24 protein-coding genes and 1 pseudogene are annotated in these 25,365 nt (G+C 66.6%); 10 read left to right on the top strand and 15 right to left on the bottom strand.

The features are described from left to right. Positions 1-8: 8 nt before the first annotated feature. Positions 9-890 (bottom strand): fumarylacetoacetate hydrolase family protein, encoded by an 882-nt coding sequence (locus QRN53_RS00620; RefSeq protein WP_285242098.1) that lies wholly within the window; start codon positions 888-890, stop codon positions 9-11. A gap of 209 nt (positions 891-1,099) precedes the next feature. Here QRN53_RS00620 and QRN53_RS00615 point away from each other — a divergent pair, with 209 nt between their 5' ends. Then, positions 1,100-1,360 carry a hypothetical protein gene (locus QRN53_RS00615; protein WP_285242097.1) on the top strand — a complete coding sequence of 87 codons (261 nt, stop codon included), beginning with the start codon at positions 1,100-1,102 and terminating at the stop codon, positions 1,358-1,360. 138 nt (positions 1,361-1,498) lie between these two features. On the opposite strand, the gene QRN53_RS00610 is transcribed toward QRN53_RS00615, so the two are convergent. From QRN53_RS00610 to QRN53_RS00590, 5 genes and pseudogenes are all read right to left on the bottom strand, one after another. Beyond that, positions 1,499-1,744, bottom strand: coding sequence for a hypothetical protein (locus QRN53_RS00610; RefSeq protein WP_018763066.1), 246 nt, complete (start codon positions 1,742-1,744; stop codon positions 1,499-1,501). 162 nt (positions 1,745-1,906) lie between these two features. Next, on the bottom strand, positions 1,907-3,499 hold the full coding sequence (gene hutH, locus QRN53_RS00605) for a histidine ammonia-lyase (RefSeq protein WP_285242096.1): 1,593 nt from the start codon (positions 3,497-3,499) through the stop codon (positions 1,907-1,909). Positions 3,500-3,611: 112 nt separating this feature from the next. Further along, positions 3,612-5,309, bottom strand: coding sequence for a urocanate hydratase (hutU, locus tag QRN53_RS00600; protein ID WP_285242095.1), 1,698 nt, complete (start codon positions 5,307-5,309; stop codon positions 3,612-3,614). Between the two features lie 207 nt (positions 5,310-5,516). Beyond that, on the bottom strand, positions 5,517-6,344 hold the full coding sequence (locus QRN53_RS00595; RefSeq protein WP_285242094.1) for an IclR family transcriptional regulator: 828 nt from the start codon (positions 6,342-6,344) through the stop codon (positions 5,517-5,519). A gap of 157 nt (positions 6,345-6,501) precedes the next feature. After that, positions 6,502-8,086 (bottom strand): annotated as a pseudogene (locus QRN53_RS00590) (HNH endonuclease signature motif containing protein). A gap of 196 nt (positions 8,087-8,282) precedes the next feature. Between QRN53_RS00590 and QRN53_RS00585 the strand changes: the two are divergent. After that, positions 8,283-9,767 (top strand): amino acid permease, encoded by a 1,485-nt coding sequence (locus QRN53_RS00585; RefSeq protein WP_285242093.1) that lies wholly within the window; start codon positions 8,283-8,285, stop codon positions 9,765-9,767. Positions 9,768-9,830: 63 nt separating this feature from the next. Here QRN53_RS00585 and QRN53_RS00580 read toward each other — a convergent pair whose 3' ends face one another. Beyond that, positions 9,831-10,694, bottom strand: coding sequence for an SDR family oxidoreductase (locus QRN53_RS00580; protein ID WP_285242092.1), 864 nt, complete (start codon positions 10,692-10,694; stop codon positions 9,831-9,833). A 121-nt stretch (positions 10,695-10,815) separates the two neighbouring features. On the opposite strand from QRN53_RS00580, the gene QRN53_RS00575 reads away from it, so the two are divergent. Together QRN53_RS00575 and QRN53_RS00570 are read left to right on the top strand one after the other, a co-directional pair. Next, positions 10,816-11,193, top strand: a complete 378-nt coding sequence (locus QRN53_RS00575) for a winged helix-turn-helix transcriptional regulator (RefSeq protein ID WP_285242091.1) — start codon at positions 10,816-10,818, stop codon at positions 11,191-11,193. 211 nt (positions 11,194-11,404) lie between these two features. Next, positions 11,405-11,668: a hypothetical protein gene (locus QRN53_RS00570; RefSeq protein WP_285242090.1), complete on the top strand. Its 264-nt coding sequence runs from the start codon at positions 11,405-11,407 to the stop codon at positions 11,666-11,668. Positions 11,669-11,677: 9 nt separating this feature from the next. Here the strand turns inward: QRN53_RS00570 and QRN53_RS00565 are convergent, their stop codons facing one another. Continuing rightward, the gene (locus QRN53_RS00565; protein WP_285242089.1) at positions 11,678-12,427 is read right to left on the bottom strand and encodes a 3-hydroxybutyrate dehydrogenase; all 750 of its coding nucleotides are present in this window, start codon (positions 12,425-12,427) and stop codon (positions 11,678-11,680) included. Between the two features lie 46 nt (positions 12,428-12,473). Beyond that, on the bottom strand, positions 12,474-13,853 hold the full coding sequence (locus QRN53_RS00560) for an MFS transporter (RefSeq protein WP_285242088.1): 1,380 nt from the start codon (positions 13,851-13,853) through the stop codon (positions 12,474-12,476). A gap of 127 nt (positions 13,854-13,980) precedes the next feature. Here QRN53_RS00560 and QRN53_RS00555 point away from each other — a divergent pair, with 127 nt between their 5' ends. Continuing rightward, entirely contained in the window at positions 13,981-14,877 is an 897-nt protein-coding gene (locus QRN53_RS00555) for a LysR family transcriptional regulator (protein WP_285242087.1), read from the top strand. A gap of 52 nt (positions 14,878-14,929) precedes the next feature. Here the strand turns inward: QRN53_RS00555 and QRN53_RS00550 are convergent, their stop codons facing one another. The 3 genes from QRN53_RS00550 to ccmD form a co-directional block, all read right to left on the bottom strand. Further along, a complete protein-coding gene (locus QRN53_RS00550; RefSeq protein ID WP_285242086.1) occupies positions 14,930-15,859 on the bottom strand; it encodes a spermidine synthase in 930 nt (309 codons plus the stop codon). 117 nt (positions 15,860-15,976) lie between these two features. Next, positions 15,977-16,939, bottom strand: coding sequence for a sigma-70 family RNA polymerase sigma factor (locus QRN53_RS00545; protein WP_285242085.1), 963 nt, complete (start codon positions 16,937-16,939; stop codon positions 15,977-15,979). Positions 16,940-17,104: 165 nt separating this feature from the next. Further along, positions 17,105-17,902: a heme exporter protein CcmD gene (ccmD, locus tag QRN53_RS00540; RefSeq protein ID WP_285242084.1), complete on the bottom strand. Its 798-nt coding sequence runs from the start codon at positions 17,900-17,902 to the stop codon at positions 17,105-17,107. A 190-nt stretch (positions 17,903-18,092) separates the two neighbouring features. On the opposite strand from ccmD, the gene QRN53_RS00535 reads away from it, so the two are divergent. From QRN53_RS00535 to QRN53_RS00515, 5 genes are all read left to right on the top strand, one after another. Then, on the top strand, positions 18,093-19,130 hold the full coding sequence (locus tag QRN53_RS00535) for a hypothetical protein (RefSeq protein WP_285242083.1): 1,038 nt from the start codon (positions 18,093-18,095) through the stop codon (positions 19,128-19,130). Next, positions 19,130-19,561, top strand: coding sequence for a phage holin family protein (locus QRN53_RS00530; RefSeq protein WP_285242082.1), 432 nt, complete (start codon positions 19,130-19,132; stop codon positions 19,559-19,561). Before QRN53_RS00535 ends, QRN53_RS00530 begins: the two co-directional genes overlap by 1 nt. Then, positions 19,558-20,199: a DUF3618 domain-containing protein gene (locus tag QRN53_RS00525; protein ID WP_285242081.1), complete on the top strand. Its 642-nt coding sequence runs from the start codon at positions 19,558-19,560 to the stop codon at positions 20,197-20,199. The genes QRN53_RS00530 and QRN53_RS00525 overlap by 4 nt, the downstream gene beginning before the upstream one ends. Positions 20,200-20,305: 106 nt before the next feature. Beyond that, a complete protein-coding gene (locus QRN53_RS00520; protein WP_285242080.1) occupies positions 20,306-21,469 on the top strand; it encodes a YihY/virulence factor BrkB family protein in 1,164 nt (387 codons plus the stop codon). Between the two features lie 331 nt (positions 21,470-21,800). Next, positions 21,801-22,058 (top strand): hypothetical protein, encoded by a 258-nt coding sequence (locus QRN53_RS00515; protein ID WP_285242079.1) that lies wholly within the window; start codon positions 21,801-21,803, stop codon positions 22,056-22,058. Positions 22,059-22,077: 19 nt separating this feature from the next. Here QRN53_RS00515 and QRN53_RS00510 read toward each other — a convergent pair whose 3' ends face one another. Genes QRN53_RS00510 through QRN53_RS00500 form a run of 3 tightly spaced genes read right to left on the bottom strand, consistent with a single transcriptional unit; the run spans position 22,078 to position 25,345 of the window. Further along, a complete protein-coding gene (locus tag QRN53_RS00510; protein ID WP_285242078.1) occupies positions 22,078-22,875 on the bottom strand; it encodes a glycosyltransferase family 2 protein in 798 nt (265 codons plus the stop codon). Continuing rightward, the gene (locus QRN53_RS00505) at positions 22,872-24,254 is read right to left on the bottom strand and encodes a bifunctional PIG-L family deacetylase/class I SAM-dependent methyltransferase (RefSeq protein WP_285242077.1); all 1,383 of its coding nucleotides are present in this window, start codon (positions 24,252-24,254) and stop codon (positions 22,872-22,874) included. Before QRN53_RS00505 ends, QRN53_RS00510 begins: the two co-directional genes overlap by 4 nt. Continuing rightward, entirely contained in the window at positions 24,248-25,345 is a 1,098-nt protein-coding gene (locus QRN53_RS00500) for an acyl-CoA dehydrogenase family protein (protein ID WP_285242076.1), read from the bottom strand. Before QRN53_RS00500 ends, QRN53_RS00505 begins: the two co-directional genes overlap by 7 nt. Positions 25,346-25,365: the final 20 nt, after the last annotated feature.

Below are 25,365 nucleotides of genomic sequence, written 5' to 3'. Positions count from 1 at the left end.
GCAGCACCCTAGGCCGTTGCGGCCGCCGGCGTCCGGAACAACTCCTGGCGCTGGCGGCCCAGGCCTTCCACTTCCACCTCCACCACGTCGCCCGGCTGGAGGTAGGGGAAACGGCCGCTCAGTGCCACACCTTCCGGGGTTCCGGTGAGGATCACGTCGCCTGGTTCCAGCCGCATGTACTGGCTGCAGTGATGGACCAGCGTGGCCGCATTGAAGATGAGCTCCGAGGTCGACGAGTCCTGGCGCGGTTCCCCGTTGACCCAGCTGCGCAGCGGGAGGTTGCCGCCGTCGATGTCCTCCGCCGGAACCAGCCACGGGCCCAGGGGCGTTGACCCGGGCAGCGACTTGCCTTTGGTCCACTGCCCCGCGGCTCCCGGCAACTGGTATTCGCGTTCGGAGAGGTCGTTGGCCGTGACGTAGCCGGCGATGCACGCCGCTGCTTCTTCCGGGGAGCCCAGGTAGCCGGCCTCCCTGCCGATCACGATCCCTAATTCCACTTCCCAGTCGTACTTGCCCGAATGCGGAGGGAGCGGAGCGGGATCGAACGGGCCGGCAACCGTGTTGCTTGGCTTGAGGAAGACCACCGGAATCGTGGGCGGCTCGGCCCCGGACTCGGCGGCGTGCGCGGCATAGTTCATCCCGATGCCCACCACGGAGCCGGGCCTGGCCACCGGCGGTCCCACCCGGAGCGCGTCCGCGCCCTCAAGGACCGGCAGCTCCCCTGCGGCGAGGGCTTTGCGGACCTTGTCCAGCCCTCCCGCCGCGAGGAAGCCGCCGTCGACATCGCCGGTCAGGGGCAGGAGGCTGAAGTACCGGCCGGCGCCGTCCGCTGAGGGAACCAGCACAGCAGGCTGTTCGCTGCCGCTGTGGCCCAGTCGCATGATCTTCATACCGAATCTCCTCAAGGTGTGGTGGCGGGGCTGCTGAACGGGGCCCTGCCGGGGCCCGCTTCCATGGTCGTTGATTCCCGTCCGGGACCGCGAACGAACGTTTTGTGACCGCCGTTCCGGGGCTTCGGGAGGGCAGTCATCTGACATATATGGATACTGATCGATAGAATAGCGATGCCACCTGGCACGAAATACAGAAAGTTCAGTACATGACGACTAGCACTTTGGAGCGCGTCCCCGCCGCTGCCGGGACCGCCGAACGGCCGGAGCTCCGGTCCATCAGCCTGGAGTTTTCCAGCGCCGGCGAGGTCCATTCCGGACTGGAAAAGGCAGTAGCCGAACTGATTGAAGTGGCAGCGAAGGACGCCACCTGCGGCATCCTGGTGACCAGGCTGCACCCGGGACACTACACGGTAGCCCTGGACGAATCAGTACCGTTTGGTGAGACCTACGAATCCTTCACTGCCTGATTCGGGTACCGCCTGATACGCCGGCACTTCGTTTGCCGTCCCGGGCAGCCCAGCAGGACCCGGACGCCCGGAACAACCAAGAATCCCCGCAGTGCCGTGAGGCCCTGCGGGGATTCTTGATGTTGAGGGGTGCTGCTGTCAGGCGAGACGCACCTGGACGCCGTCGGACTTCAGGAAAAGCTGCTTTTCCGACAAATCTGACGGTCCGGCCGGAACCAGCCAGAGGACGTTGCCGCTCTGCGACACTTCCTCCACTTCCCCGGCTGCCACCACGTGCGCATGCTTGATGATTTCGACGCGGTCCCCGGCCTTGAGGGCCTTCCAGTTGGATACCGCAGCGGAATGGGCGTTGCGCCTGGACAGGACTGCCCCACGTGCTTTCATGTGAACTTCTACCCCTTTGTATTGTTCTGCTGCCACAGCCTCGTTGATGTGACTTTCACTACACCATCAGTTCTACTACACTCCGGCCTCAGCTACGGACCGCGGCGCCGGATATTCCGCACTTCGGACCGGAGCGCAGCAGGCACTGAAGATCCTTCGGTTTCAGGCCAGGGAGCCGACGGCGGATTCGGCTGCCCGAAGCACCTCCCCCGAGGCAACCAGCCGGTCCGCCGCCTCCAGTTCCGGAGACAGGAAACGGTCCGTCCCCGGGCCGTCCACCACGGCACGGAGGGCAGCTACGACGGCGGTGCCGGCCGGGCCCGGAGTGAGCTCACCACCGGAAAACTGGGTGCGGATGTCCAGCGCACGGGCCGACGTCACCAGTTCGATGGCCAGGACCCGCCGGAGGTTCTCCACCGCCTTACGCAGTTTCCGGGCCGCGTGCCAGCCCATGGACACGTGGTCCTCCTGCATGGCCGAGCTTGGAATCGAATCCACTGAAGCCGGCACGGCCAGCCGCTTGTTATCCGAAACCAGGCCTGCCTGGGTGTACTGGGCAATCATCAGCCCCGAGTCCACGCCGGGATCGGAGGCAAGGAAGGCCGGGAGGCCGTGGGAGCGGGCAGGGTCCAGCATCCGGTCCGTCCGGCGTTCCGCGATTGAGCTGAGGTCGGCCACGGCGATGGCAAGGTAATCCAGGACATAAGCCACCGGCGCGCCGTGGAAATTGCCGTTGGAGCTGACACGGCCGTCCGGGAGGACGACGGGGTTGTCGATGGCAGCCGCCAGCTCCCTGGTTGCCACCAGTTCCGCATGGTCAACGGTGTCGCGGACGGCACCGGCAACCTGCGGGGCGCAGCGCAGCGAATAGGCGTCCTGCACCCGGGAGTCCCCCACCTTGTGCGAGGCGACGATCGGGGAGTCCGAGAGCACCCTCAGCATGTTGTCCGCGCTGGCCGCCTGGCCGGGGTGTGGCCGGAGGGCGGCGTGCAGTTCGGGCAGGAACACCTGGTCGGTGCCGAGCAGCGCCTCGACGCTGAGCGCCGCGGTGATGTCCGCCGTCGCCAGCAGCTGGCGGAGATCCGCAATGGCCATCAGGAGCATGCCCAGCATGCCCTCGGTGCCGTTGACCAGCGCCAGCCCTTCCTTCTCGGCAAGGGTGACCGGCTCGATGCCGTGTTCTGCCAGCAGCTCAGCGACAGGTGACTGTCCACGGCCGCCGTACGTGACGCCGTCGGGCCCTTCCGCTTCTCCCTCACCCATGAGGACCAGGGCGCAGTGCGACAGGGGGGCAAGGTCGCCGGAGCAGCCCAGGGAGCCAAACTCGCGGACCACCGGCGTGATGCCGGCGTTGAGGACGTCCACCATGGTCTGCAGGACGACGGGACGGACGCCGGTGCGGCCGGAGGCCAGGGTCTTGGCGCGGAGGAACATGATGCCGCGGACCACCTCGCGTTCCACGGCCGGGCCCATGCCGGCGGCGTGGCTGCGGATCAGCGACTTCTGCAGCTGGGTGCGCAGCGCATTGGGGATATGGCGGTTGGCCAGCGCACCGAAACCGGTGGAGATGCCGTAGGCGGGGGTGTCGCTGGAGGCGAGATCGTCGATGTGGGCGCGGACCTTGGCGACGGTTTCCAGGGCTTCGGGCGCGATGGCCACCTTCGCATCATGGCGCGCGACGGCGAGCACATCCTGGGGCGTGACGCCGACGGACCCGAGGGTGACGGTGAGCGGTTCGGAAATTAGGGCTGTCATTGAAGTTCCTTGTGATGGTCACATCGACTGCTCCGTAATTGTCGTTTTAGGGACTCTAAACGACAATTACGGAGCAATCGATGCGGGGTTTGGCCTGGTGGGCGGACGTCGGTTACTGGTTTTCCTGCATGGGGATGCGGACGCCGCGTTCCTTGGCGACGTCAAGGGCGCGTTCGTAGCCGGCGTCGGCGTGGCGGATGACGCCCATGCCGGGGTCGTTGGTGAGGAGGCGCTCGAGCTTCTGCGCGGCGAGGTCGGTGCCGTCGGCGACCGAGACCTGGCCGGCGTGGATTGAGCGGCCGATGCCGACGCCGCCGCCGTGGTGCAGGGAGACCCAGGTGGCTCCGGAGGCGGTGTTGAGCAGGGCGTTCAGCAGCGGCCAGTCGGCGATGGCGTCCGAGCCGTCGGCCATGGCCTCGGTTTCGCGGTACGGGGAGGCGACGGAGCCGGAATCAAGGTGGTCGCGGCCGATCACGATGGGGGCCTTGACCTTGCCCTCCTTGACCAACTGGTTGAACAGCAGGCCGGCCTTGGCGCGTTCGCCGTAGCCGAGCCAGCAGATACGGGCGGGCAGGCCCTCGAATTCCACGCGTTCCTGCGCGGCGTCGATCCAGCGGTGCAGGTGCTTGTTCTCGGGGAAGAGTTCCTTGATGGCCTCGTCCGTGACGCGGATGTCCTCGGGGTCGCCGGAGAGGGCAACCCAGCGGAACGGGCCCAGGCCCTCGCAGAACAGCGGCCGGATGTAGGCCGGGACGAAGCCGGGGAACTCGAAGGCCCGGGTGTAGCCGCCCTTGCGGGCCTCGTCGCGGATGGAGTTGCCGTAGTCGAAGACCTCGGCGCCGGCGTCCTGGAATTCGACCATGGCCTGGACGTGGCGGGCCATGGAAGCCTGGGCCTTCTTGGTGAAGCCCTCCGGGTCGGCTGCAGCCTCGCGGTGCCATTCCTCGACCGTTATGCCCTCGGGCAGGTAGCTCAGCGGGTCATGCGCCGAGGTCTGGTCCGTGACGATGTCAACGGTGAGCTCGCCGGCCTTGTGCCGGCGCAGGATCTCGGGGAAGACCTCGGCGGCGTTGCCCACGTAGCCCACGGACCAGCCGCGGCGCTCCTCCTTGGCCTTCAGGACCTTGGCGATCGCGGTATCGAGGTCGGTTTCAACCTCGTCGAGGTAGCGCTTGCCGGCGCGGCGGCGCAGGCGGGTCTCGTCGACGTCGACGATCAGGCAGGCGCCATCATTCAGGGTGACGGCGAGAGGCTGGGCGCCGCCCATGCCTCCGCAGCCGCCGGTGAGCGTGAGCGTGCCGGCGAGGGTGCCGTTCTCGTCTCCGGTGAGCTTGCGGGCGATTGCGGCGAAGGTCTCGAAGGTGCCTTGCAGGATGCCCTGGGTGCCGATGTAGATCCAGGATCCGGCGGTCATCTGGCCGTACATCATCAGGCCTTCGGCCTCGAGCCGGCGGAACTCGGGCCAGGTGGCCCAGTCGCCCACGAGGTTGGAGTTGGCCAGCAGCACGCGCGGGGCCCATTCGTTGGTGCGGAAGACACCGACCGGCTTACCGGACTGGACCAGGAGGGTCTCGTCCTTTTCCATGGCTTCCAAGGTGCGGGTGATGGCGTCGAACGCGGCCCAGGAGCGGACTGCGCGGCCGGTGCCGCCGTAGACGACCAGATCATCCGGGCGTTCTGCGACTTCGGGGTCCAGGTTGTTCATCAGCATGCGCAGCGGCGCTTCGGTCTGCCAGGACTTTGCGGTGAGCTCAGTGCCGCGGGCTGCTGTGACCGGGCGGGCACCGGTGGTGAAATCGGCGGGTGCCATGAGGGGCTCCTTCTTGTGGTGTCTGTTGGAGGAAAGAAGTTCTGTATCAACTAAAGCCCTTGCGGGACGGGCTTCACAGGGGTTTTTACGGGGTGCTGTCTTGTATTCCAGACATGCCCGCCGATCAGTTTTGCCGTGCCGGCCCTGGGCCCCGGCTGGCCTGGACAGGGACCAAAGCTGACGGGGTTAAGCGTGCCTGCGGGGCTGCTATTTTCCAGGCCGGCCGTGGAGGCGGATGGAGAGTTCATCGGCCACCTTCTGGACGCGGGCTGCCAGGACCGGCCATTCCGCGGCGGGCAGCTTGTCCTCAAGGAAGGTGACAGCCACGGCGGCGGTAGGCCAGCCCAGGTGGTCGGTCACGGCAGCGGCAATGGACCCAAAGCCAGGCGTCACCTCACCGTGTTCGGTGGCGTATCCCCGCTGGCGGACCTGGTCCAGGTGCGAGGACAGCGCGGAATATTTCATGATGGCCCCCACCACCTCATGCCGGGCGGTGAAGGCTGCGGCGTTCGGGTACAGCGCCCGAACCTGCGACTTGGGCAGGGCGGCAAGGATGGCGCGGCCGCTGGCCGTGAGATGGCTGGGAAGCCGGACGCCGACGTCAGTCACCAGCGACGGGCGGTTCTTCGCCCTTTCCTCCACGATGTACAGGACATCACGGCCGTGCAGCACCGCAAGGTGCGCGCTCTCACCGAGGGCATCCACGAGGCTCGCGAGCAGGGGGCGGCCCAGGCGGGACAACGGTTCCTGGCGTGAATAGGCGGAACTGAGTTCGAAAGCGCTGATACCCAACCCGTACCGCTGCTCTTCGTGCAGGTGGAGGACGAAACCGTTCGCCTCCATCACACCCAGCAAGTGGTAGACGCTGGACCGGGGCAGGTCCAGGCTGGAGGCGATCTGGGAGGCCGCCATCGGGCCGCGCCGGGAAGCCAGAAGCTTGAGGATGCGCAGGGTATTTTCCGCTGCAGGAACTTTTGAGGATGCCTTGACCGCCGCGCGTGGCGCCTGGGCTTCGGTGCTTAATGCAGTGCTCATTGGCTGGAGGGGTCTTTCTGGGTAGCTCTGTCCGGTATCCCGTACTTAAGCTTGCGCCCTTGATGGACCCTTTACTTCCCACTTGGAGGACCTTTCCGTCTGGTATTTCAGACAGATGGGTTCGAGCCGGGCACTTTCAGCCTCCACCGCCCGGGCGTCACCGCGGCACGGCGAATGGCGCTGCAAGAAGCTCCTCCCAAAGGGGGTCGTCAGAGGACACGTCATCGAGGTCTATGAGGTTGTCATCGTCCGGTTCCCATCGGGGAAAGTCTTCGGGTCCGAAATCCTGGCAGGGCGGTCCATCCCGAAGGACCCATTGTGGCCAGTGGGTTGGTTCGGGGTCTGGTTGTTCGGGTTGGTAGTGGCGGCCGGTGGGTGAGGTCCAGCCGGGTGGTTCGTTCGTGGTGGCTGGATGTGGTGTCCATTGGCTGTGGTGTTTGAGCCGGTGGTGTTTTGGGACAGAGTTGGGCCAGGTTGCTGATTCCGGTCCTTCCGCCGTCGCCCCAGGCGGTGAGGTGGTCTGTGTCGTTGTCGGGGGTGCGGTTGGTGCAGCCGGGGAAGGTGCATTTGGCGTCCCGCAGCCGGATCCATTTCTTGATGGTCTCGGTGAGCCGGTAACGTGTGCGGCCGATCTCCAGGGGTGCCCCGTCGCGGGGGTCGACCAGGACCCGGTAGAAGGACTCGGCGCCGTCGGCGACGAGTTTGCGGGCCATGGACGCCGGGATGGGTCCGAACCCGTCGAGTGTGGCCGGCTCATCGGTGAGGCCGAGCAGCGAGAAGACCGGGACCATAACCAGGACATCCGCCCGAGGGGTGGGGACTTTGCCGAGTTTGGTGGTGGTTTCCGAAGCCGCGCGTGGATCTTCACCGGTAGAGGTGGCAGTTCCTGTGCCGGCAGCGTTGCCGGCGCCGAGGAGCAGGGCCGCGGCGACGTCGGCGCGCAACTGGGTGAGGATGCGCTCTTCCGCAGGGCCCTGCAAACCCCGGGCGGTGGCGGTGGTGCGGTTCCAGATGGCGCAGGCACTGTCCCCGGGCAGGTAGAGCGATAGCCAGGCCATGCCGTCCCGGTCCGGCGCGTAGTCCATCCGCCGGTCACCCACACCCTTTACATGGCGCTTCTCGATGGAGTCGGGGTGGTGGCATTCCCGCCAGGCCCGGACCTTCGCCCTAAACCGGGATGGCACGAGCTCACCGGGCGCTGCACCCCGGGCGGGGTTGGGCGCGCCGGGGTCAAAGAAATGCTCCACCAGCCCCGCCGCGCCCGCCGGATCAAGGCCTTCGGTTTCGTCGGCGACTATGCGGGCGTGCTGCCACGACATGTCCCCAGCGGACAACGCCCCAAACACCAAGGGCAACGAACAGACCCGCCGGGAAACCTCCACCAACGCCCCCGCAGCCGCAGAAGTGACGGTCAGGACCCCGGCGATCTCCTCCACCGCCGACATCTCCGCAAACGTACGCTCATGCACCGGCCCATCCGGCGGAAGCATGGCCTGCTGCAACCCGAGGCACTCAGCCACATCCCGCGCCTTCACTGCCGCCAGCTCAGCCTCCAGCCGGGCAACAACCTCCAACCGCTCCAGGCACAACTCATACCGCCCCTGCAGGACGTCAATGTCTCCAGCCGAAGCAGTCAGCGCAGGACCCTCAAGGTTCCGGTCTTCAAGAACCAGCGCGTCAAGGGCGGCGACAGAAGCACGCAGCCCCTCCAACACCGACCCAAAACCGCCGTTGATTCCCATACCCACATCATCCAGCGAGGCACTGACATTGGAACCTGGCGTTGTCGCGGGCTGGCGGCCAAACTCCTGCACCACGAAAGACGCCGCCCCACAGTCTGGAACCGAAGACAGCAACCCGCCGTGAGCCTCATCACGGCCGGCTCGAAAATGGTCTGCTGGTTAGCGGCTCCCCTCCCAAAGACGAGAAGGTAACTCTATGCAAACCTCCCCAACCCGGACCGAAAGCCCGGTGGAACAGCAAAAGCCGGCAGCCGTCGTCGCGCAGGCCCTGAACCGCGGCCTGAACGTGCGGCACATCCGCTTCATGGCCTTGGGCTCCGCTATCGGAACCGGCCTCTTCTACGGGTCCGCTTCCGCCATCCAGAAGGCGGGTCCGGCTGTCTTGTTGGCCTACATCATCGGCGGCGCCGCCGTATTCATGGTGATGCGCGCCCTGGGCGAAATGGCGGTAAGGCACCCGGTATCCGGGTCCTTCAGCCAATACGCCGGCCGGTACCTTGGCCCCCTCGCCGGCTTCGTGACCGGCTGGACATACGTCTTCGAGATGGCCATTGTGGCCATTGCCGACGTCACGGCCTTCAGTATCTATATGGGATTCTGGTTCCCGCAGGTGGATCGATGGATCTGGGTACTGGCCGTCATCTGTTTCCTGGCGGCATTGAACCTGCTGAGCGTCAAGGTCTTCGGGGAACTCGAATTCTGGTTTTCGCTGATCAAGGTCGCGGCCATCATCGCCATGATTGCCGGCGGTGCCGCGATCATCGTGTTCGGGTTCCAGACGGCGGGCTCCACCGTGGCGCCGGGCCTTGGCAACCTCGTTGACCATGGCGGCCTGTTCCCGAACGGCTTCGAAGGCCTGCTCGCGTCCTTCGCCGTGGTGATGTTCGCCTTTGGCGGGATCGAGACCCTGGGCATCACCGCCGGCGAAGCGGCCGACCCCAAGAAGGTCATCCCCAAGGCCGTCAACACCGTTCCCGTCCGCGTGCTGCTCTTCTATGTCTTGACCCTGGGCGTCCTCATGAGCCTCTTCCCTTGGGACCAGGTGGGCACCAGCGGCAGCCCGTTCGTGCAGATCTTCAGCGGCCTGGGCATCCCGGCCGCTCCGCACATCCTCAATGCCGTGGTGATCACCGCCGCGCTCTCGGCCATCAACAGCGACATCTTCGGCGCCGGCCGCATCCTCTTCGGGCTCTCCAACCAGGGCCACGCGCCCGCCGCATTCGGCAAAGTTTCCCGGCACGGCGTCCCGTGGATGACCGTGGTGATGATGGCGGGCATCCTGCTGGTGGGCGTGGTCCTTAACGCGGTCATCCCGGAGGACGTCTTCCTGGTGATTGCCTCGATCGCCACCTTCGCCACGGTGTGGGTGTGGGTGATGATCCTGGCATCACACGTGGCAATGAAGCGGGAAATCGCACGGAAGGACCTGCCGGCGTCGGAATTCCCGTCCCCGTGGTGGCCGGCAGCCTCAGTCCTCACCATTGCCTTCATGGCGCTGGTGATTGGCATCCTGGGCGCCTTCGAAGATACCCGAGTGGCCCTCTACGTGGGTGCCGCCTGGCTGGGCCTGCTCGTCCTGGCTTACCGGCTGTGGGTTAAGGGTGACGGACGACGCCGGGTCCACCTTGAGGACGAAACTTCGCCGCTGCCGGTGGTCGGCACCGCCCGCAACAGCGGGTAGGTCCCGGCCACGGAAAAGGTGCCCGGCCCCACAGGGACCGGGCACCTTTTGTTTTTCGCTGCCTTATGCCGATGCCGCGGCGGTCCGGACGGCCTGGGCGAGGGACGTCGTCGGACGCCCGATGAGCCGCCGGAGGTCTCCGGTGCTGACCAGGAGGTCACCACGGGCGATGCCGCGATCCGAGTCCGCCAGGACCTCGGCGAACGCCTCCGGCACCCCGACGGAGGTGAGCAGGCCCGCGTAGTCCTTGGCGGGAAGGTCGTTGTAGGTGATGGCCTTGCCCGTGGCGGCGCTGATCTCGGCGGCCAGGTCAGCCATGCTGAAGGCTTCATCGCCGCCGAGCTCGTAGACCTTGCCGGCCTGGCCCTCTGCCACCAGGACGGCTGCGGCGGCGTGGGCGTAGTCAACCCGGGCGGCGCCGCTGACCTTGCCGTCCCCGGCACTGCCGGCGACAGCGCCCTGGGCGAGGGTTCCGGGCAACTGCTCCGTGTAGTTTTCCAGGTACCAGCCATTACGGAGCAAGACGAAGGGAACCCCGGATTCGCGCAGGAGCGCCTCGGTGGCCTTATGCTCACCGGCCAGCAGCATGCCGGTGGTGTCCGCGTTGGCGATGCTGGTGTAGGCCAGCAGTTCCACACCTTCGGCCCGTGCTGCCTCAATGACGGTGCGGTGCTGTTCGACGCGCTGGCCCACTTCGCTGCCTGAGATCAGGAGCACACGCGTTGCCCCCTTGAGTGCGGCGGCAACAGAGGCGGCGTCGGCGTAGTCCATGGCCTGGACATTGACACCGCGCGCGGCGTAGCCGGCCAGCTTCCCTACGGAACGGCCGGCGGCCACAATCCCGTCAGCGGGCACGCCGCGTTCCAGGAGGGCTTCGATGACGTGCTGGCCGAGTTGTCCGGTGGCGCCTGTAACAACAATGCTCACTATGGATCCTTTCGAGGAATTTTGATCTGTCGAGGAGCACAACCACGGGCGCGCACGGATACTTCCCGAAAGAGAGTACGCACTTTGAAGTAAGGTACTGACTTTTAGGTAAGCTGGTGGCATGGAAGCTGTTCCGCAGGCCGTTCCCTTGCCCCTCGCCTTTGCCGACGGCGTGTTCCCCGCCGGCTGCCCCAGCAGGACCCTGCTGGACCACATCACCAGCAAGTGGGGCGTCCTGATCCTGATCGCGCTGTCCGAAGGGGAGCAACGCTGGAGCGATTTGCGGCGCCGGGCAGAGGGCATCAGCGAGAAGATGCTGGCCCAGACCCTGAAGACGCTCGAGCGGGACGGCCTGATCCGCAGGAACGCCCAGCCGGTCATTCCGCCCCGGGTGGATTACAGCCTCACCGAGCGGGGCTACGAGTTGAGCGGGCTCCTGGTGCCACTGGTGGCCTGGGCCTTCGAGAACGCCGAGGACATCATCAACGGGAGCCGCTGATGCCTGGGGGCCGCAGGATGCGCCGGGCAAATACCGGCAAGTAGGCCCGCCTGCCCAAAACAAGTACTTGTTACTGGTGTTGCTGATGTGACTAGCGCCTAGCGTGGGCATACGGTGGCGGCCGGAACGGGAGGACCACCCTCCGCTGGGAGCGTTCCGCCGACCAACACCGTTAGCAGGCAGCGGATGGCTGCCTGAAGGAGAGGCACACATGGCCAAGGGCTACGTACAGGACCTTTCCGGCATGGGCCGGCCCGTCAGCCTGGGCGATGCCCTGGCGAAAGCATGGCACCGGACCATGGGGGCCGTCAGCCCTCGATGCCCCTACCGGGTGGGCGACACCGTCATAGGCGACGACCCCTTCAGCGGCAGGCGCGAAGGGGTCGTCGTATGGCAAGATCGCCGGTCAGTAGCGCTCAAGACCACCCATGGCGTTTTCTTCTATGACCACCGGGTGGTCAAACCGCTGGACTAGCGTGCAGTGCTACCGGGCGGACCAGCCACCATCCATGGTGTAGCTGGCCCCGGTGACCATGCCGGCGCTCTCGGATGCCAGCCACGCCACCAGGGACGCCACTTCGTCCGGCTCCACCAGGCGCTTGATGGCCGACTCGGTGAGCATCACCTTGGCCAGGACCTCGGACTCGTCGATCCCGTGCACCTGGGCCTGGTCCGCGATCTGCTTCTCCACCAGGGGCGTGCGCACGTAGCCCGGATTCACGCAGTTGGAGGTGACACCGTGCTCCCCGCCCTCCAGGGCCGTCACCTTGCTCAGCCCTTCCAGGCCGTGCTTGGCGGATACATACGCGCTCTTGAACGGGGAGGCACGGATACCGTGCACCGAGGACACGTTGATGATGCGGCCAAACTTGTTGGCGTACATGTGCGGAAGTGCGGCCCGGACCAGGAGGAACGGCGCCTCCAGCATCAGGGTGATGATCCTGCGGAAGTCCGCCGGATCAAAGTCCTCGATGGGGCTGATGCGCTGGATTCCCGCATTGTTCACCAGGATGTCCACGTCCAGGCTGAGGGTGGCCAGGGCGTCCACGTCCAGGAGGTCCACGGCCCAGGCGGTGCCGCCCACCTCGTCGGCGAGCTTGGCAGCGGCGGCAGAGTCGACGTCGGCCACCACCACTTTCGCCCCTTGTGCCGCCAGTGCGCGCACGCAGGCGGCACCAATTCCGCTGGCACCGCCGGTGACCAGGGCCTTGCGTCCATTCAACGTGTTATCCATTGCAGTTCTCCTTCATGCGCCCAAACGGTCCGTCGGCTCCAGCAGCTTAGCGGCGGCCGGCCGGAAGCAGGCCTTCGCGGGTGGCGTCTTCCTTGTCCACGTCTTCCAGGGCGATGCCCTTGGTTTCCTTCAGGCTCAGCACGGCCACCGTGGTGATGGCGCAGGCGATCACCAGGTAGATGGCTGTGGGCATCCAGGAGCCGGTGTCCTTGAGCCACTGGGTAGCCAGGAGCGGTGCCAGCGAACCGGCAAAGATGGACGTGACCTGCGAGCCGAGGGAAGCGCCCGAGTACCGCATGCGGGTGGGGAACATTTCCGCCATGATGGCCGGCTGCCCGGCGTACATCAGGCCATGCAGCATGAGGCCAATGGTGACGGCCAGGACGATCACCACGGCATTGCGGGTGTCGAACATGGGGAAGGCGAAGAACGGCCAGGTGGCACCCAGGATGGCGCCGGCCAGGTAGACGGGCTTGCGTCCGATCCGGTCCGCCAGGCGGCCGTACTGCGGGATGATCGCGAAGTGGACGACGTGAGCGATCAGCAGGGCCAGCAGCAGCGACGAGGTGTCGTACTTCTGCACGCTCTTGAGGTAGACGATCGCGAAGCTGACCACCAGGTAGTACATGATGTTTTCCGCGAACCGCAGGCCCATGGCCTGGAAGATGCCCTTGGGGTACTTGCGGACAACTTCGAACACGCCGTAGCTGACGGCCTGTTCCTTCTCCACCAGTTCCTTGGCTTCGAGGAAGATGGGCGACTCGCTGACGTTGGTGCGGATGTAGTAGCCCACGAACACGATCACTGCGGAGAGCCAGAAGGCCACACGCCAGCCCCAGCCGAGGAACGCCTCGGTGCTGAGGGTGGTGGACATGATGTAAAGCACCAGGGTGGCCAGCAGGTTGCCCACCGGGACGGCGGCCTGGGGCCAGCTGGACCAGAAGGCACGGGTCTTGTTGGGGCTGTGTTCGGCAACGAGCAGGACCGCGCCGCCCCATTCTCCGCCGAGCGCGAAGCCCTGGATGAACCGGAGCGCCACCAGCAGGGCCGGGGCCAGGTATCCAATATCCGCGAAACCGGGAAGGCATCCCATCAGGAAGGTGGACACGCCGATGATGATGATCGTCAGCTGCAGGGTGGGCTTGCGGCCGAGCCTGTCGCCGATCTGGCCGAAGACGATGCCGCCCAGTGGCCGGGCAATGAAGCCCACCGCGTAGGTCAGGAAGGCCTGGATGATTCCGTCCAGGTCATTGCCGGTAGCCGGAAAGAAGTACTTGCCAAAGACCAGGGTGGCGGCGGTGGCGTACAAGAAGAACTCGTACCATTCCACCACTGTGCCCACCATGGAGGCGGCAACGATTTTCTTCAGTCCAGTTCCTTTGGATGCATACCTGGCTTCGTTTGCCTGGCTGTGCTCAACGCTCATGGTTCTCCTCAGTGTCCACATTGACACGTGCTGTGATCTCCAGCACAAGTGACTCAGATGAGTATTGCTGCACAAACTTTGCAGTTCAATGCCCAAAGAGGCACCCGGCATGTGCACAATTGCAGATATGAACGCCAATCCCGATGACCTGCTGATCCTCCTGGCGGTGTCCCGGTCAGCAAAATTTACGACGGCGGCCCAGGCCCTGGGCTTGAACCACACCACCGTCTCGCGCAGGATTGCCGCGCTGGAGAAGTCGCTCGGCGGCCGGGTCCTGTCCCGGGCCGCCGGTGGCTGGGAACTCACGGAACTCGGTGAGCGGGCGGTGCAGGTGGCCGAACAGGTCGAAGCGGTGCTGGGCACGCTGGGACCGGCCGGCCAGGCACCCGACCCGATTACCGGCGTCGTCCGCATGACGGCGACCGATGGCTTCAGCGCCTACATCGCAGCCCCCGCCGTGGCGCGGCTGCGCCGGGACCATCCGGGCCTGAGCGTGGAGGTGGTGACCATGACCCGCCGGGCACTGCAGCAGCGCTCCGGACTGGACATCGAAGTGGTGGTGGGCGAGCCCCAGGTGCACCGTGCGGAGGCCATCCGGCTGGGCGAATACCGGCTGGGAATGTACGCCTCCCGCAGCTACCTCGCCGAGCACGGAACTCCTGCCACCGTGGCCGAACTCAATGAGCATCCGCTGGTCTATTTCGTGGATTCGATGCTCCAGGTGGACGATCTCGATGCGCCACGGCGGCTGGTTCCAGCCATGCGGGAAGGCCTGACGTCGACCAACGTGTTCGTCCATGTGGAGGCCACCCGGGCCGGCGCCGGCGTCGGCTTCCTGCCGTGCTTCATGGGCGATCTCCATGATGACCTGGTCCGGCTGCTGCCGGAGGAAATCGGTGAACTCCTCCCCTACTGGATGGTGCTGCGCCCGGATTCGCTCCGCCGCCCGGCCGTGGCCGCCGTCGTGCAGGCCCTGCGGGAGCGGATGGCCGAGCACCGGGGCGCGCTCCTGGGCAAGTGGTAAGGCTCGTCGACTGCTCACCACCCGCTGCCGCTTTGGAGGTTGAAAACGGCCGCTACCCAGCAGTGGGTGTGGGCGCCGGCAGGTCGTGCCGGACCGGCGCCCCGGCAGCGAAGGCCCTAACCTGGGCGTCATCCCAGAGGTGGGCTGGAACGGCCCCGCCAAGGAGCCTGCGCCGCAGCTGGGGATCGTCTCCGAAGGGGACGTCGCTGCCGGCCATCACCATGTTGCCGTAGCGACGGCCCTTCAGCATGGCGGGGTCGGCAATGATCACCGTGTATTTGAAGGCAGCGGCGATGGTGGCGGCATCCTCCCGTGCGTTCTTGAGGTCGGGGGCGTCCCCTGAGTTGGCCACGTACAGGCCTCCCGGCGCCAGAACCCGCTTGGCGTGGGCGGTGAATTCGGCGGTGGTGAGCGGCCGCGGTGTGAAAGCCCCCGCAAAGACATCGCGGATGATGAAGTCCCTGGTGTGCTCTGTGAGGGTTTCGGTCACGGCGCGGGCCTCCCCCACGCGGATGCGGAGCAGGGGCGCCTTGGGGAGGTCGAACCAGCCGCGCACGTAGTCGGCGAGCTTGCCGTCCAGTTCCACCACCACCTGCCGGGCATCGGGATAGGCGGCGCTGAAATACCGCGCCATGGAGCACGCGCCCCCGCCCAGGTGCAGGCCGCGGAGTTTATGGGCGGTACCGGCAGAAGCTGCACCGGCAGCGGCCGGCGGCCAGCGGGACTCAATGAGCGCCGCCATCCAGCGCATGTACTCAAAGTCCAGGAACAGGGGGTCGGCGAGGTCGATGTGCGAGCTCATGACACCGTTGATCTTCAGCAGCCACCCGGTGGAGTTGTCCTGGTCCGCGATCAGCTCACAGTCGCCGGTGTCGATGTAGTAGACGCCTTCCACGGGACCGTCCGGCGCAGTTCCCTTGGGAACCTCCACCACGCCTGCTCCGGACCGGCCGCGGCCCCCCGGTTTTCCGCGCCTGGCCATTACCGGTGCCCGCCTTCAGTCATGGTTCAACCCTAGTTGACGCGCTGGCGCCCAGGCAGCGGGCGCGGCTCGCCCCTGGTTGTTTGGATGCCGCTCCGCGGACGCTCCGGATCCCGACTAACTGGTACCTGTGCAGTCGAGGCGGCCGGTACCCGGGATGCCTGGCCGGCCGGCCTTCCTGGGACGGCGGAACGGCACCACCTGGTTGGCCGGCGGCGCCGTCCGTGCTTCCCGTTCCGCCCGTACTGCCCGGTCCACCCTCTCCCTGCCGTCCCCGCCAGGGCCGTCCACGCCGGCACTTTCTTCCAGGCGGCGCTGCAATTCCGCCAGCACCTTCGCCAAGCGGCGGGAAACCTGCATTTGGGACATCCCGAGCCGCTTGCCCAGCTGAACCTGCGTTTCCTCGCAAAAATAACGGCGGTACAAGAGCTCCCGGTCCGAATCGGTCAGGTCCTTCATGGCAGCACGCAGGCAGGCGAGCTCTTCAAGTTTCTCCAGCGGCGTCTCAGGGCTGGCCAGCATTTCACCAATGGAGGGGGCATCGGAGTGGGGACTCACCGCGTCCAGGGAATCGGGGTGCATGCTGCTGGAGGCAGACATGGCTTCCTGCACGTCCAAGGGATCGGTACCCAGCTCTCCGGCCAGTTCGGCCACGCTGGGGATCCTGCCCAAGGACTGGGTCAGCTCCGGCTCCGCCCTGAACAGGCGGGACCTCAGGTCCTGGACCTGGCGTGGCGGGCGCACAACCCATGTCCGGTCCCGGAGGTACCTTTTGAGTTCACCGGTGATGGTGGGCGCAGCGTAAGCCGGGAAACTGTCCCCCTTGGCCTCGTCGAATCCCCTAGCAGCCTTCACCAGTCCCAAGTAGGCGACCTGGTTCAGGTCCGCCCTTTCCCTGCCGCGTGCTTCAAACCGTGCGGCCAAGGCCTCGGCGAGGTCCAGGTACTTCAGGACCATGTCCCTTTCGGATGCTCCCAGCGGAGGCCCCGGGGTGGCGGGTGGAGATGGCTGATCAGATGTTGCGGCCTTTTGGTGGACCGGGACCGCGTTCGCGGCCAATGCGGCAAAGGATTCGGGCATGCGTGCTGTTTTCCCTCGGTCTGGTTCCGAAAGCCTGCGGCAAGACTTAGAAGCAGGAAATCATAAGGCTGCTTATAAAACAATCCTTGTCCGCCCGGCCGGGCGCGGGAACTGAGGACGGAACCCGCCCTTCCAGCTCCCGCGCTGCGGCGGAAACGAACCGGCCTAGAGGCCCTGCTGCGGGTTCCTGGCGCCGCGCACATCGCCCTCGGCGCCGGCATCATTGAGCCGGTGCCCGGCCTCACGGGGCGTCTGGTCGCCATCCACCGCGTCCCCGCGCTCCGACTCGCGGTGCGCTCCAAGGTCACGTCCGACGTCGGCCGCGTTGCCGTCCCTGCGCTCCGACTCATGGTGCGTCAGGTCGCCATCCTTGACGCCCCCGCGCTCCGACTCGCGGTGCGCTCCAACGCCATGTCCGACGTCGGCCGCGTTGCCGTCCCTGCGCTCTGACTCACTCGCCGCATGCCGGACAGGAACCGCAGCGGGCGCCCCCTCCCAGCCGTCACGGACGTCGTGAACCTCATGGCTGCTGCGGGCCGCATGGCCGTCATGGTTGCCGGCCTGGGCCTGCAGGTCTTCGCGCTCCTCGCGCGCGCCACGGCGGGTGCCGTCGCGGTCTACATCGGGATCCAGCTCGTCCGCCTTCCGGGCATGGCCGGCGACGTCACTCCGCAAGGACTGGGCTTCCTGGCTGCGCTGCTCGGCTTCCCGCTGCAGGCGCGCCGCATCCACCTTGGCCTGCTCGGCATCGGCACGCGCACGGATGGCCTTCGCTTCCCGATCGCGGGCATCGAGCTCCATGGCTTCAGCCTCCCGGCGGATTTCGGCAGCTTTCTCGCGGTGCTCCTGGTCGCGCTTCTCCTGCATGGCCTTCCGGCGCCTCCTGCCGGAGAGGATCAGCAGCACAATCAGCGCCACCGCGACGATGGCAACCACTATCCATACCCATGGAGCTGTGTCCACGTTTCCCACCACTTCCCACTTCGTTGTGACCGGCAGGCCAGAGCCTTTCCGGCTGACATTTTTACCCGAACGGTTAGAACCCAAATAGAAAGGGTACTTACTTTTCGTTAGTAAACATGCTTACTATTTTACGGCCAGTCCAGCTGGTTCTTGATCAACAACCAGCATTCTTCTGAAAGGGAGAGCGAAGATGACAGAGAACCATTGGCCCGAGGACTCCGCAAACACGGCACCTCAGGCACATACAGGAATCCCCGGCGAGCGCGAGCCCGCCACCTTCCCGTCCCCTGCCGGCCAGTACGGCAGTGAGGCCGGAACCGGGTACGCACCCGCCGATTACGAACAAACCAGTGTTGTACCGGTCGTAGCCGGGGCCCACACCGAGGCCGATACCGCCCCTGCGCCCTCCCGGACGGACGCCGCCAAGGACGAAGCAGCAGATGTAGCCCGGACTGCGGCCGGTTCCGCGCAGAACGTGGCGCAAACGGCCAAGGAAGAGGCCGCCAACGTGGCCTCTGAGGCAAAGTCCAACGCGCAGGATCTGCTGTACCAGGCGAAGTCAGGCCTCACCAGCGAGGCCGCAACGCAGCAGCAGAAGGCTGCCGAAGGCATCCGCAACATTTCCGGCCAGCTGCACAGCATGGCCAGCTCCCCGGATCAACAGGGCATGGCCACTGACCTGGTCCGGCAGGCGGCCGAGCGCACGTCTTCGATTGCCACCTGGTTGGAAAACCGGGAACCCGGGGACCTGCTGAACGAGGTCCAGCGGTTCGCCCGGAACCGTCCCGGCACCTTCCTGCTCCTCGCCGCTGGCGCCGGTGTCCTTGCCGGACGCCTCACCCGGGGCCTCACGGCGGGCGTCCCGGAATCCAGCAACCCCTCCGGCCCGGGCACTGCCGGCGTTGCCGGCCAGCACGCCGGTACCGGATATTCGAACCAGTACAGCCAGCCGCCCGTTGCCGGCGGAACAGTGCCTCCGCCGCCTGTCCAGTTGCCGGGTCCGGCCACCACCACGGCCGGATACGACGGCGGCGCACCAGGCAGCAGCTACCCTGCGTCCACTTCCACGGCGAGCGGATTCGACAACCCGCAACTGGTGGAGGAGCCCTGGTCCGGAAACCAGGTATCTGACGATCCATTGGGGGACCAGGCATTTGCCGACGATCCCATGGCGGATGACCCCCTCGCCCGGAACCGCTCCAGGGGCGGCCAGGCTGGCGGCCTGTGATGAGCAACCAGATTCCTGAGCCGCCGCCCAGTGCGGCGCACGTCAAAGCGGACAACGCCTCCCTCGGGGATTTGCTGGGCGATGTGACCCGCGATTTGTCCACCCTGATGCGCCAGGAGGTGGACCTGGCGAAAGCCGAACTGAAGCAGTCCGCCAGCAAGGCAGGGAAAGGCTCCGGCATGCTTGCCGGCGCCGGCGTGGGTGGACACTTCGTCCTTGTCTTCCTCTCCCTGGCCCTGATGTTCGGCCTCGGCGCCATCATGCCTCTGGGCTGGGCCGCGCTGATCACTGCCGTGGTCTGGGCCATCATCGCCGCGGTCCTCGCCTCCATGGGCCGCAAGGAACTCAAGCAGATCAAGGGCCTGCCCCAAACCGGCGAAACCCTCTCAGAAATACCCCCAACCCTCAAACCAGGTGAGGTAAACCGATGAGCGAAAACCCTGACGTCATCCGAGCAGACATCGAAGCCACCAGGGCACGCCTGGGAACCAACGTGGACGCCGTGGCGGACAAAGTCACCCCGTCCAACATCGTCCACCGCCAAACCGACAAGCTCAAGGACGCGGCCACCGGGATGAAGGAGAAAATCATGGGTGCAGCAGACACCGCCACCACCAACATCCACAACACCTCCGGTAACGGCGGGCACTCCGCGGCGGACAGCCTGCACCAGGCCGGCGACACCGTCTCGGCGAAACTCACCGACGCCGGCCACGCTGTCTCCCAAACCCCGGACCAGGTGAAGGCCAAGACCGCGGGCAACCCGTTGGCTGCCGGCCTCATCGCGTTCGGGGCCGGGCTCCTGGTCTCGTCCCTGATCCCTGCAAGCCGGACAGAACGGGAAACCGCGGACCAGCTGAAAACCGCAGCCCAGCCTTTGGCCGCGGAACTCTCTGATGCCGCCAAGAATGTGGCCCAGGACCTCAAGCAACCGGCCCAGGAAGCCATGGAGAACGTCAAGGCCACGGCCACCGACGCCGCCCAAAACGTCAAAGCGGAGGGCCAGCAGGCCGCAGACGACGTCAAAGACCGTGCCACGGACGCCAAAGACAACGTCCAAAACGCATAACGCGTCGCGATCTGCGGCACCCTAAGGCAACATCCATGTCGACAGGCCGGCACCGCCACCCGCGGGGCCGGCCTGTCTTCTTGGCCCCCAATCGAGAGGACTCGCCATGGCCACTCACAACACGTCCGAGACCAGCACCGCAAAGGCGGCCCAGGCTCCCGCTGCGAACGATGCAAGGAAACCCTCAAGCCCCCGGGAACTTGAGAAGCCGTCCTGGAAATACATTGCCCGGAAGACATTCCGGGAATTCAGCAAAGACCAGTGCCCGGACCTCGCAGCGGCCCTGACCTACTATTCGGTCCTATCGATCTTCCCGGCCCTGTTAGCCCTGGTGTCCCTCCTTGGGATCTTCGGCGATCCGCAAAAGACCACCTCCGCCCTGTTGGACATTGTCCAAGGTTTCGCCCCCGGGCAGACCGTCGAGACGATCCGGCCTGTGGTCCAGGACCTGGCCAGTTCATCGGCCGCCGGGTTCACCCTGATCCTTGGCCTCCTCACCGCACTCTGGTCCGCTTCGGGCTACGTCGGGGCGTTTGGCCGCGCAATGAACAGGGTTTACGAGATCGATGAGGGCCGCCCGTTCGTAAAGCTGCGCGGCACCATGCTCGGCGTTACCGTCGTGAACCTGCTGATCGTCGTCGTCATCGCTGCGATGCTTGTGCTGAGCGGTCCTGTTGCAGAATCCGTAGGAAACCTGGTTGGGCTTGGGGGTGCCTTCCTGACGGTCTGGAACATCGCCAAATGGCCGGTAATGCTGGCGCTGATCATCGTTGCGATCGCCATCCTCTACTACGCCACACCGAACGTAAAGCAGCCGAAGTTCCGCTGGATGAGCATGGGTTCGGCGATAGCCCTGGTGGTGTTCCTGCTGGCTTCGCTGGCCTTCGGCTTCTACGTGGCTTACTCCAACAGCTACAACAAGACCTACGGCGCCATCGGCGGCGTCATCGTCGCGCTGCTGTGGCTGTGGATCCTGAACATGTCCCTGTTGTTCGGCGCCGAGTTCGACGCGGAGGTGGAGCGCGGCCGCGAACTCCAGGCTGGAATCGAAGCTGAGGAAACCATCCAATTGCCGCCCCGGGACACCAAGAAGAGCGAGAAACTGCAGCAGCAGATTGACGAAGACATCAAGCACGGCCGCGAGCTCCGGGAGAGGCTCAGCCAAGACACCACGGACGGGCAGTCCCAGGGCGAACGGCACCGCGACAGGATTCGCGAGCAGGTCCGGACCCGCAGCGAAAACGGACCATCCGACGGCGGGCACCGATGAAAAGGGCAATGACTGGCAGGCGCACCCTGGCGGCCGGGAGGGACTAGGCAGGACCTGCGCGAAGGAGGAAAATTGAGGGTGAAGGTCCTGTTGACGCTTCCCGGGCTGTGCTGGTCCGGGGCGAAGCGGGGCCGGCGGTGAGATGGCCTCTTCTGAGACCGAGGCCAGTCCCCCCAGTCGCCGTCGGCCCCCTCAGTCTCAGCATCCGCTGCGCAACTGGACAAGCCGCGCGGACTGCAATAGTTTCGTGAATACCCTGCAGGGGCCCTCCGGGGCCGCCAGGGCCGCTGAAGCAGCCGGCGGCGACAAGCTCGACCCCAAATGAGCGGACATGACTGCTACCCATTTTGACCAGTTCCTCGCCGAAGCAGTTGTCGCGGACAGGGAGCCCGGACTGGGCCTCGGACGCGACGAGCTCTACGGTCTTTATACGAGTTGGTGCCTCCTGAACAAGGCTGAGCCGCAGTCCCCGGCCGCCCTCTGGGATGCCCTGCAGCGCGCGGGCATTGCCCCTGACAGCAACAACCTCTCCATGACCGGGCCGGCAGCGGCGGACTACATCGTGGCCAGCGCCCCGGACCTGGTGTAACCGGCGGTCGACGTCAACCTCAGGGTTGTGCCAGCGCCAGAAGGTAGGCTGCGAAGCCCCCTGGAGCCCGGCCGCTGGTCCGCCCCGAAGTAAGCACACGTATCGTATCCGTGGAAACAATGCCCGCTCCCGAGCGCCGCAGCTGCTCCACAAGCGCCAGGTCCTCGTCCCGGTCAACCCCGGGGAATCCACCTGCTGACAGGTAGGCGGAGGCACGGACGCCAAGGTTGGCCCCATGGATGTGCGGGTGGTCCTCGGCCAAGGCATGCCGGGCATGCCAGCGGGCCAGAAGTTCGTGGTGGGTGCCATGGGCATCGGGCTCAACGGAGCCAAGGACGAGATCGGCGCCGCCGGCTGCCAGTTCCAGTTGCCGCACCAGCCAGTTTTCCGGCACCTGGGAATCGGCATCCGTGTTGGCCAACCACACGCGATGCGCCGGAATGCCGGCTGCGCTTCCTTCCATCGCACCGGACCCGCCAAGGCTTTCCAGCACCGCCCGGCACCCGGCCCGCCGGCTCTTCCCAACACTCTGGAACGTGACAGGCAGGACCCGGAAGCGGAGGTCACGGGCCGCGAATGCGGCGGCCACGTCCAAGGACCGGTCCGTGCAGTCGTCCAGGACAACGACCACCTCCACAGCGGTTCCGGGGCTGGCGACCGCCAGCCGGTCCGCTGCGGTCCGGGCCGCGGTGAGCGCCCGCCCCAGGACCTGTTCCTCGTTGTGTGCCGGGATCACCACGGCTACGTGGTCTATCCCGGGTCCGACCGGGACGGCCCGGAACCCTGCGGCATGACCCCCCGAGGCCGCCAGCGTCATGCCACGTCCGTCCCGCGGACCGGACGTACCAGGATTTCCAGGACGAAGTCGCGCTCCCGGTACAACCCCGTGGTCTGCCACCGTAAGCGTTCGCGGGCGAGCGCGTGGACGGTGTCGCCGTCGAGCTGCCAGCCCTCGATGGGATGCCGCCAATGGCACAGGACCAGGACCCCTCCGGGCTCCAGCGCCGCCTCCACGCGGTCCCACAGGCCAGCCAGCTCGCCGGGAGCAAGGTAGTAGCCCACCTCGGACACCACCAAAAGATCGAAGGTGCCTTCAGGCCAGGAGCCGGGCACCACGCGCTGCTCAACCCTGACCCCGTCACGGCCTTCAAGGCGTTGCCTGGCCAGGCGAACCGCGGCTCCGCTGGCATCGACCGCCAGCACGCTCCGGCAGCGGCCTGCGAGGTCCTCGGTCAGGGTGCCGATGGAGCAGCCCACTTCCAGGGCGCGCTGGTACATCTCGCCGGGGAGGGCAGCGAGGGTGAGCGCCCGCTTGCGTCGCTCGTACCAGCTCGAAGCGTAGTCCCAGGGGTCGGCAGAGCCGTTATGGACGGCGTCGAAGACCTCCTCGGCATCCTGGCTGGAGTGCGCCGGCCCGGGCACGTCCCGGGCCGGCGTCCAGGCAAACACCTCGTAGCCGCGCGCGAAATGGTCCAGGAAATCGCGGCTCAGCAGGGTTTCGTCCCCCAGGGCCGGGGACAGCGGCATGACCTGGGTGGCGTGTTCTGCCATGGCCCGTTCCTTGGCCTCGCCGGACGGGGCATCCAGCGGGAACCGGACCCACGCCCGCCAGTGATCGTCCGCGGGTGTGGCCCAGTGCCAGTACCAGATGGGGTACTCCAGCAGTGCGTGGCCTTCCTCCCGGGCGGTTTCCGCCGCGACGGCACCGAGCGCGTCGTGGTCGGCGTGGCCGTCGGAACGGTAGGGCGCTACGAGGACCAGCTGATCGGGCCGGCCGGGCAGCCGGGCGGCAGCCTCCCCGACGGCAGCGGCGATGGCGTCCGTGTGGGAGCCGAGGCCGCGGTCCGGAAACCCGAGGAAGCGCCACCGGTCCTGCAGGCCCAGGGCGGCCAGTGCCGCTGCGAATTCCGCCAATCGGGCCTGCGCCAGCTCCTCGGGGGACGTAGTGGGCGAATCCGGGTGCGACCCCTCCCCCGCCGTGCACAGCAGGACTTCCACGTCTGCCCCCAGCGCGGCCAGCCGTGCCATGAGTCCGCCCGCGCCGAGGGTCTCGTCGTCAGGATGCGCGGCCAGGACCACGAAGCGCATACCGGCCAGCTCAGCGGGGCCGAGCGGAAGCTCCGGCGCAACTGCCAGTCCGCTTCGGGCCCAGGCAGCCTCCGCGGTGCCCTGGTCAGCGTGCGAGAACGTCACCACGGGCAGTCTCCCTTGAGCGTGAGGCGGCCCAGCTGGGCGTCATCCCGTACACCGTGGTGCTGGCGTACGTAGAGTCCCAGGTCGGCCGTTCGTTTGGCGTAGCGTTCGTCGAAGGCAAGCGGGCCGGGGCCCCGGTTGGAGAGCACCAGTTGCAGGACGCGTTCGACGGCGGCGGCGATGGTTCCGCGGACACGCTGGGCTTCGCTCCAGGTGCTTTGGCCGGCGGCGCCCAGGCTGCCGTCGTCGATGCGTGCCGCGGTACGGGCGAGGTATTGCATAGCGGCAGTGAGGGTGCGGTCAACTTCGCCGAGGGCGGCAAGCGACACCTGGTCCGGGTCCCTCCCGGCATCGGCACCGGCGACCAGGCCGGCGCGGAAATCGCGGGCCACGCCCACCGCACCGCCCAGCCAACAGGCCGCAACGCCCATGCCTCCCCATGCGAACCCGGGGCGGCTGTGATACCAGCCGGGTCCACCCAAGGGCACTGCCGGGACCTGGTCGAAGTGCACGGTTCCGCTGGGAATCTCCCGGAGGCCGCGCGCCACCCAGACGGGCTCTTCGCACCGTACCCCGGGGTGGCGGAGGTCGACGGCGAACGCCGCCCTGCCGCCGTCGTCCGTATGGGCGGTAATGACGGCCCTATCCAGGCGTGCAGCCAGTGAGCACCATGGTTTGGCCCCGTTCAGCATCACCGCGGCGCTGTCGGGCGTAGCCTGCAGCCTGGCACCGGGCCCCTCTGCGGCGAAGACGCCCCACGACGCCCGGGGCTCCTTCCCAGGTACCGCGCCCGGGCCTCCCGCCGCAGCCGCGGCCTGCGAAAGGATAGCCACCGCGTCCAGGTGCGGTTCAAACACCCGGGCTGCTGCCACGTCAATGGCGGCGACGGAGGCCAGGAGCTCCCATAACAGCGACGTCCGGCATTCACCGGGGCGCGGCCAGGTTGCGCCCGCTTCAACGGCGAGCGCCAGCAGGGCAGTGACGTCGCCTGCCGCTTCCGGAACGGCGCGGAGGATCGAGGCCCAGGGGGCAAGAGCGTCGGCAGTGGATTCCAAGAGGACAGGAGTGGTTACCGCTTGCAAACGTTCCTCCATCGACGCTGTGGGCGCCCGGC

It is taken from the genome of Pseudarthrobacter sp. fls2-241-R2A-127, assembly GCF_030209355.1.
GTDB lineage: Bacteria > Actinomycetota > Actinomycetes > Actinomycetales > Micrococcaceae > Arthrobacter.
The sequence above is the reverse complement of the archived record's forward strand: the minus strand, read 5'-3'. Positions and strand labels throughout refer to the sequence as shown.

What these genes read in the sequence shown, in the direction of transcription:
- QRN53_RS00570 (WP_285242090.1), top strand. Translation starts at nt 11,405, where the DNA reads ATGGCCAAGGGCTACGTACAGGACCTTTCCGGCATGGGCCGGCCCGTC.
- QRN53_RS00560 (WP_285242088.1), bottom strand. Translation starts at nt 13,853, where the DNA reads ATGAGCGTTGAGCACAGCCAGGCAAACGAAGCCAGGTATGCATCCAAA.
- QRN53_RS00550 (WP_285242086.1), bottom strand. Translation starts at nt 15,859, where the DNA reads ATGGCCAGGCGCGGAAAACCGGGGGGCCGCGGCCGGTCCGGAGCAGGC.
- QRN53_RS00535 (WP_285242083.1), top strand. Translation starts at nt 18,093, where the DNA reads ATGACAGAGAACCATTGGCCCGAGGACTCCGCAAACACGGCACCTCAG.
- QRN53_RS00565 (WP_285242089.1), bottom strand. Translation starts at nt 12,427, where the DNA reads ATGGATAACACGTTGAATGGACGCAAGGCCCTGGTCACCGGCGGTGCC.
- QRN53_RS00515 (WP_285242079.1), top strand. Translation starts at nt 21,801, where the DNA reads ATGACTGCTACCCATTTTGACCAGTTCCTCGCCGAAGCAGTTGTCGCG.
- QRN53_RS00575 (WP_285242091.1), top strand. Translation starts at nt 10,816, where the DNA reads ATGGAAGCTGTTCCGCAGGCCGTTCCCTTGCCCCTCGCCTTTGCCGAC.
- QRN53_RS00610 (WP_018763066.1), bottom strand. Translation starts at nt 1,744, where the DNA reads ATGAAAGCACGTGGGGCAGTCCTGTCCAGGCGCAACGCCCATTCCGCT.
- QRN53_RS00585 (WP_285242093.1), top strand. Translation starts at nt 8,283, where the DNA reads ATGCAAACCTCCCCAACCCGGACCGAAAGCCCGGTGGAACAGCAAAAG.
- QRN53_RS00530 (WP_285242082.1), top strand. Translation starts at nt 19,130, where the DNA reads ATGAGCAACCAGATTCCTGAGCCGCCGCCCAGTGCGGCGCACGTCAAA.
- QRN53_RS00545 (WP_285242085.1), bottom strand. Translation starts at nt 16,939, where the DNA reads ATGCCCGAATCCTTTGCCGCATTGGCCGCGAACGCGGTCCCGGTCCAC.
- QRN53_RS00555 (WP_285242087.1), top strand. Translation starts at nt 13,981, where the DNA reads ATGAACGCCAATCCCGATGACCTGCTGATCCTCCTGGCGGTGTCCCGG.
- QRN53_RS00620 (WP_285242098.1), bottom strand. Translation starts at nt 890, where the DNA reads ATGAAGATCATGCGACTGGGCCACAGCGGCAGCGAACAGCCTGCTGTG.
- hutU (WP_285242095.1), bottom strand. Translation starts at nt 5,309, where the DNA reads ATGGCACCCGCCGATTTCACCACCGGTGCCCGCCCGGTCACAGCAGCC.
- QRN53_RS00615 (WP_285242097.1), top strand. Translation starts at nt 1,100, where the DNA reads ATGACGACTAGCACTTTGGAGCGCGTCCCCGCCGCTGCCGGGACCGCC.
- QRN53_RS00520 (WP_285242080.1), top strand. Translation starts at nt 20,306, where the DNA reads ATGGCCACTCACAACACGTCCGAGACCAGCACCGCAAAGGCGGCCCAG.
- hutH (WP_285242096.1), bottom strand. Translation starts at nt 3,499, where the DNA reads ATGACAGCCCTAATTTCCGAACCGCTCACCGTCACCCTCGGGTCCGTC.
- QRN53_RS00510 (WP_285242078.1), bottom strand. Translation starts at nt 22,875, where the DNA reads ATGACGCTGGCGGCCTCGGGGGGTCATGCCGCAGGGTTCCGGGCCGTC.
- QRN53_RS00500 (WP_285242076.1), bottom strand. Translation starts at nt 25,345, where the DNA reads ATGGAGGAACGTTTGCAAGCGGTAACCACTCCTGTCCTCTTGGAATCC.
- QRN53_RS00525 (WP_285242081.1), top strand. Translation starts at nt 19,558, where the DNA reads ATGAGCGAAAACCCTGACGTCATCCGAGCAGACATCGAAGCCACCAGG.
- QRN53_RS00595 (WP_285242094.1), bottom strand. Translation starts at nt 6,344, where the DNA reads ATGAGCACTGCATTAAGCACCGAAGCCCAGGCGCCACGCGCGGCGGTC.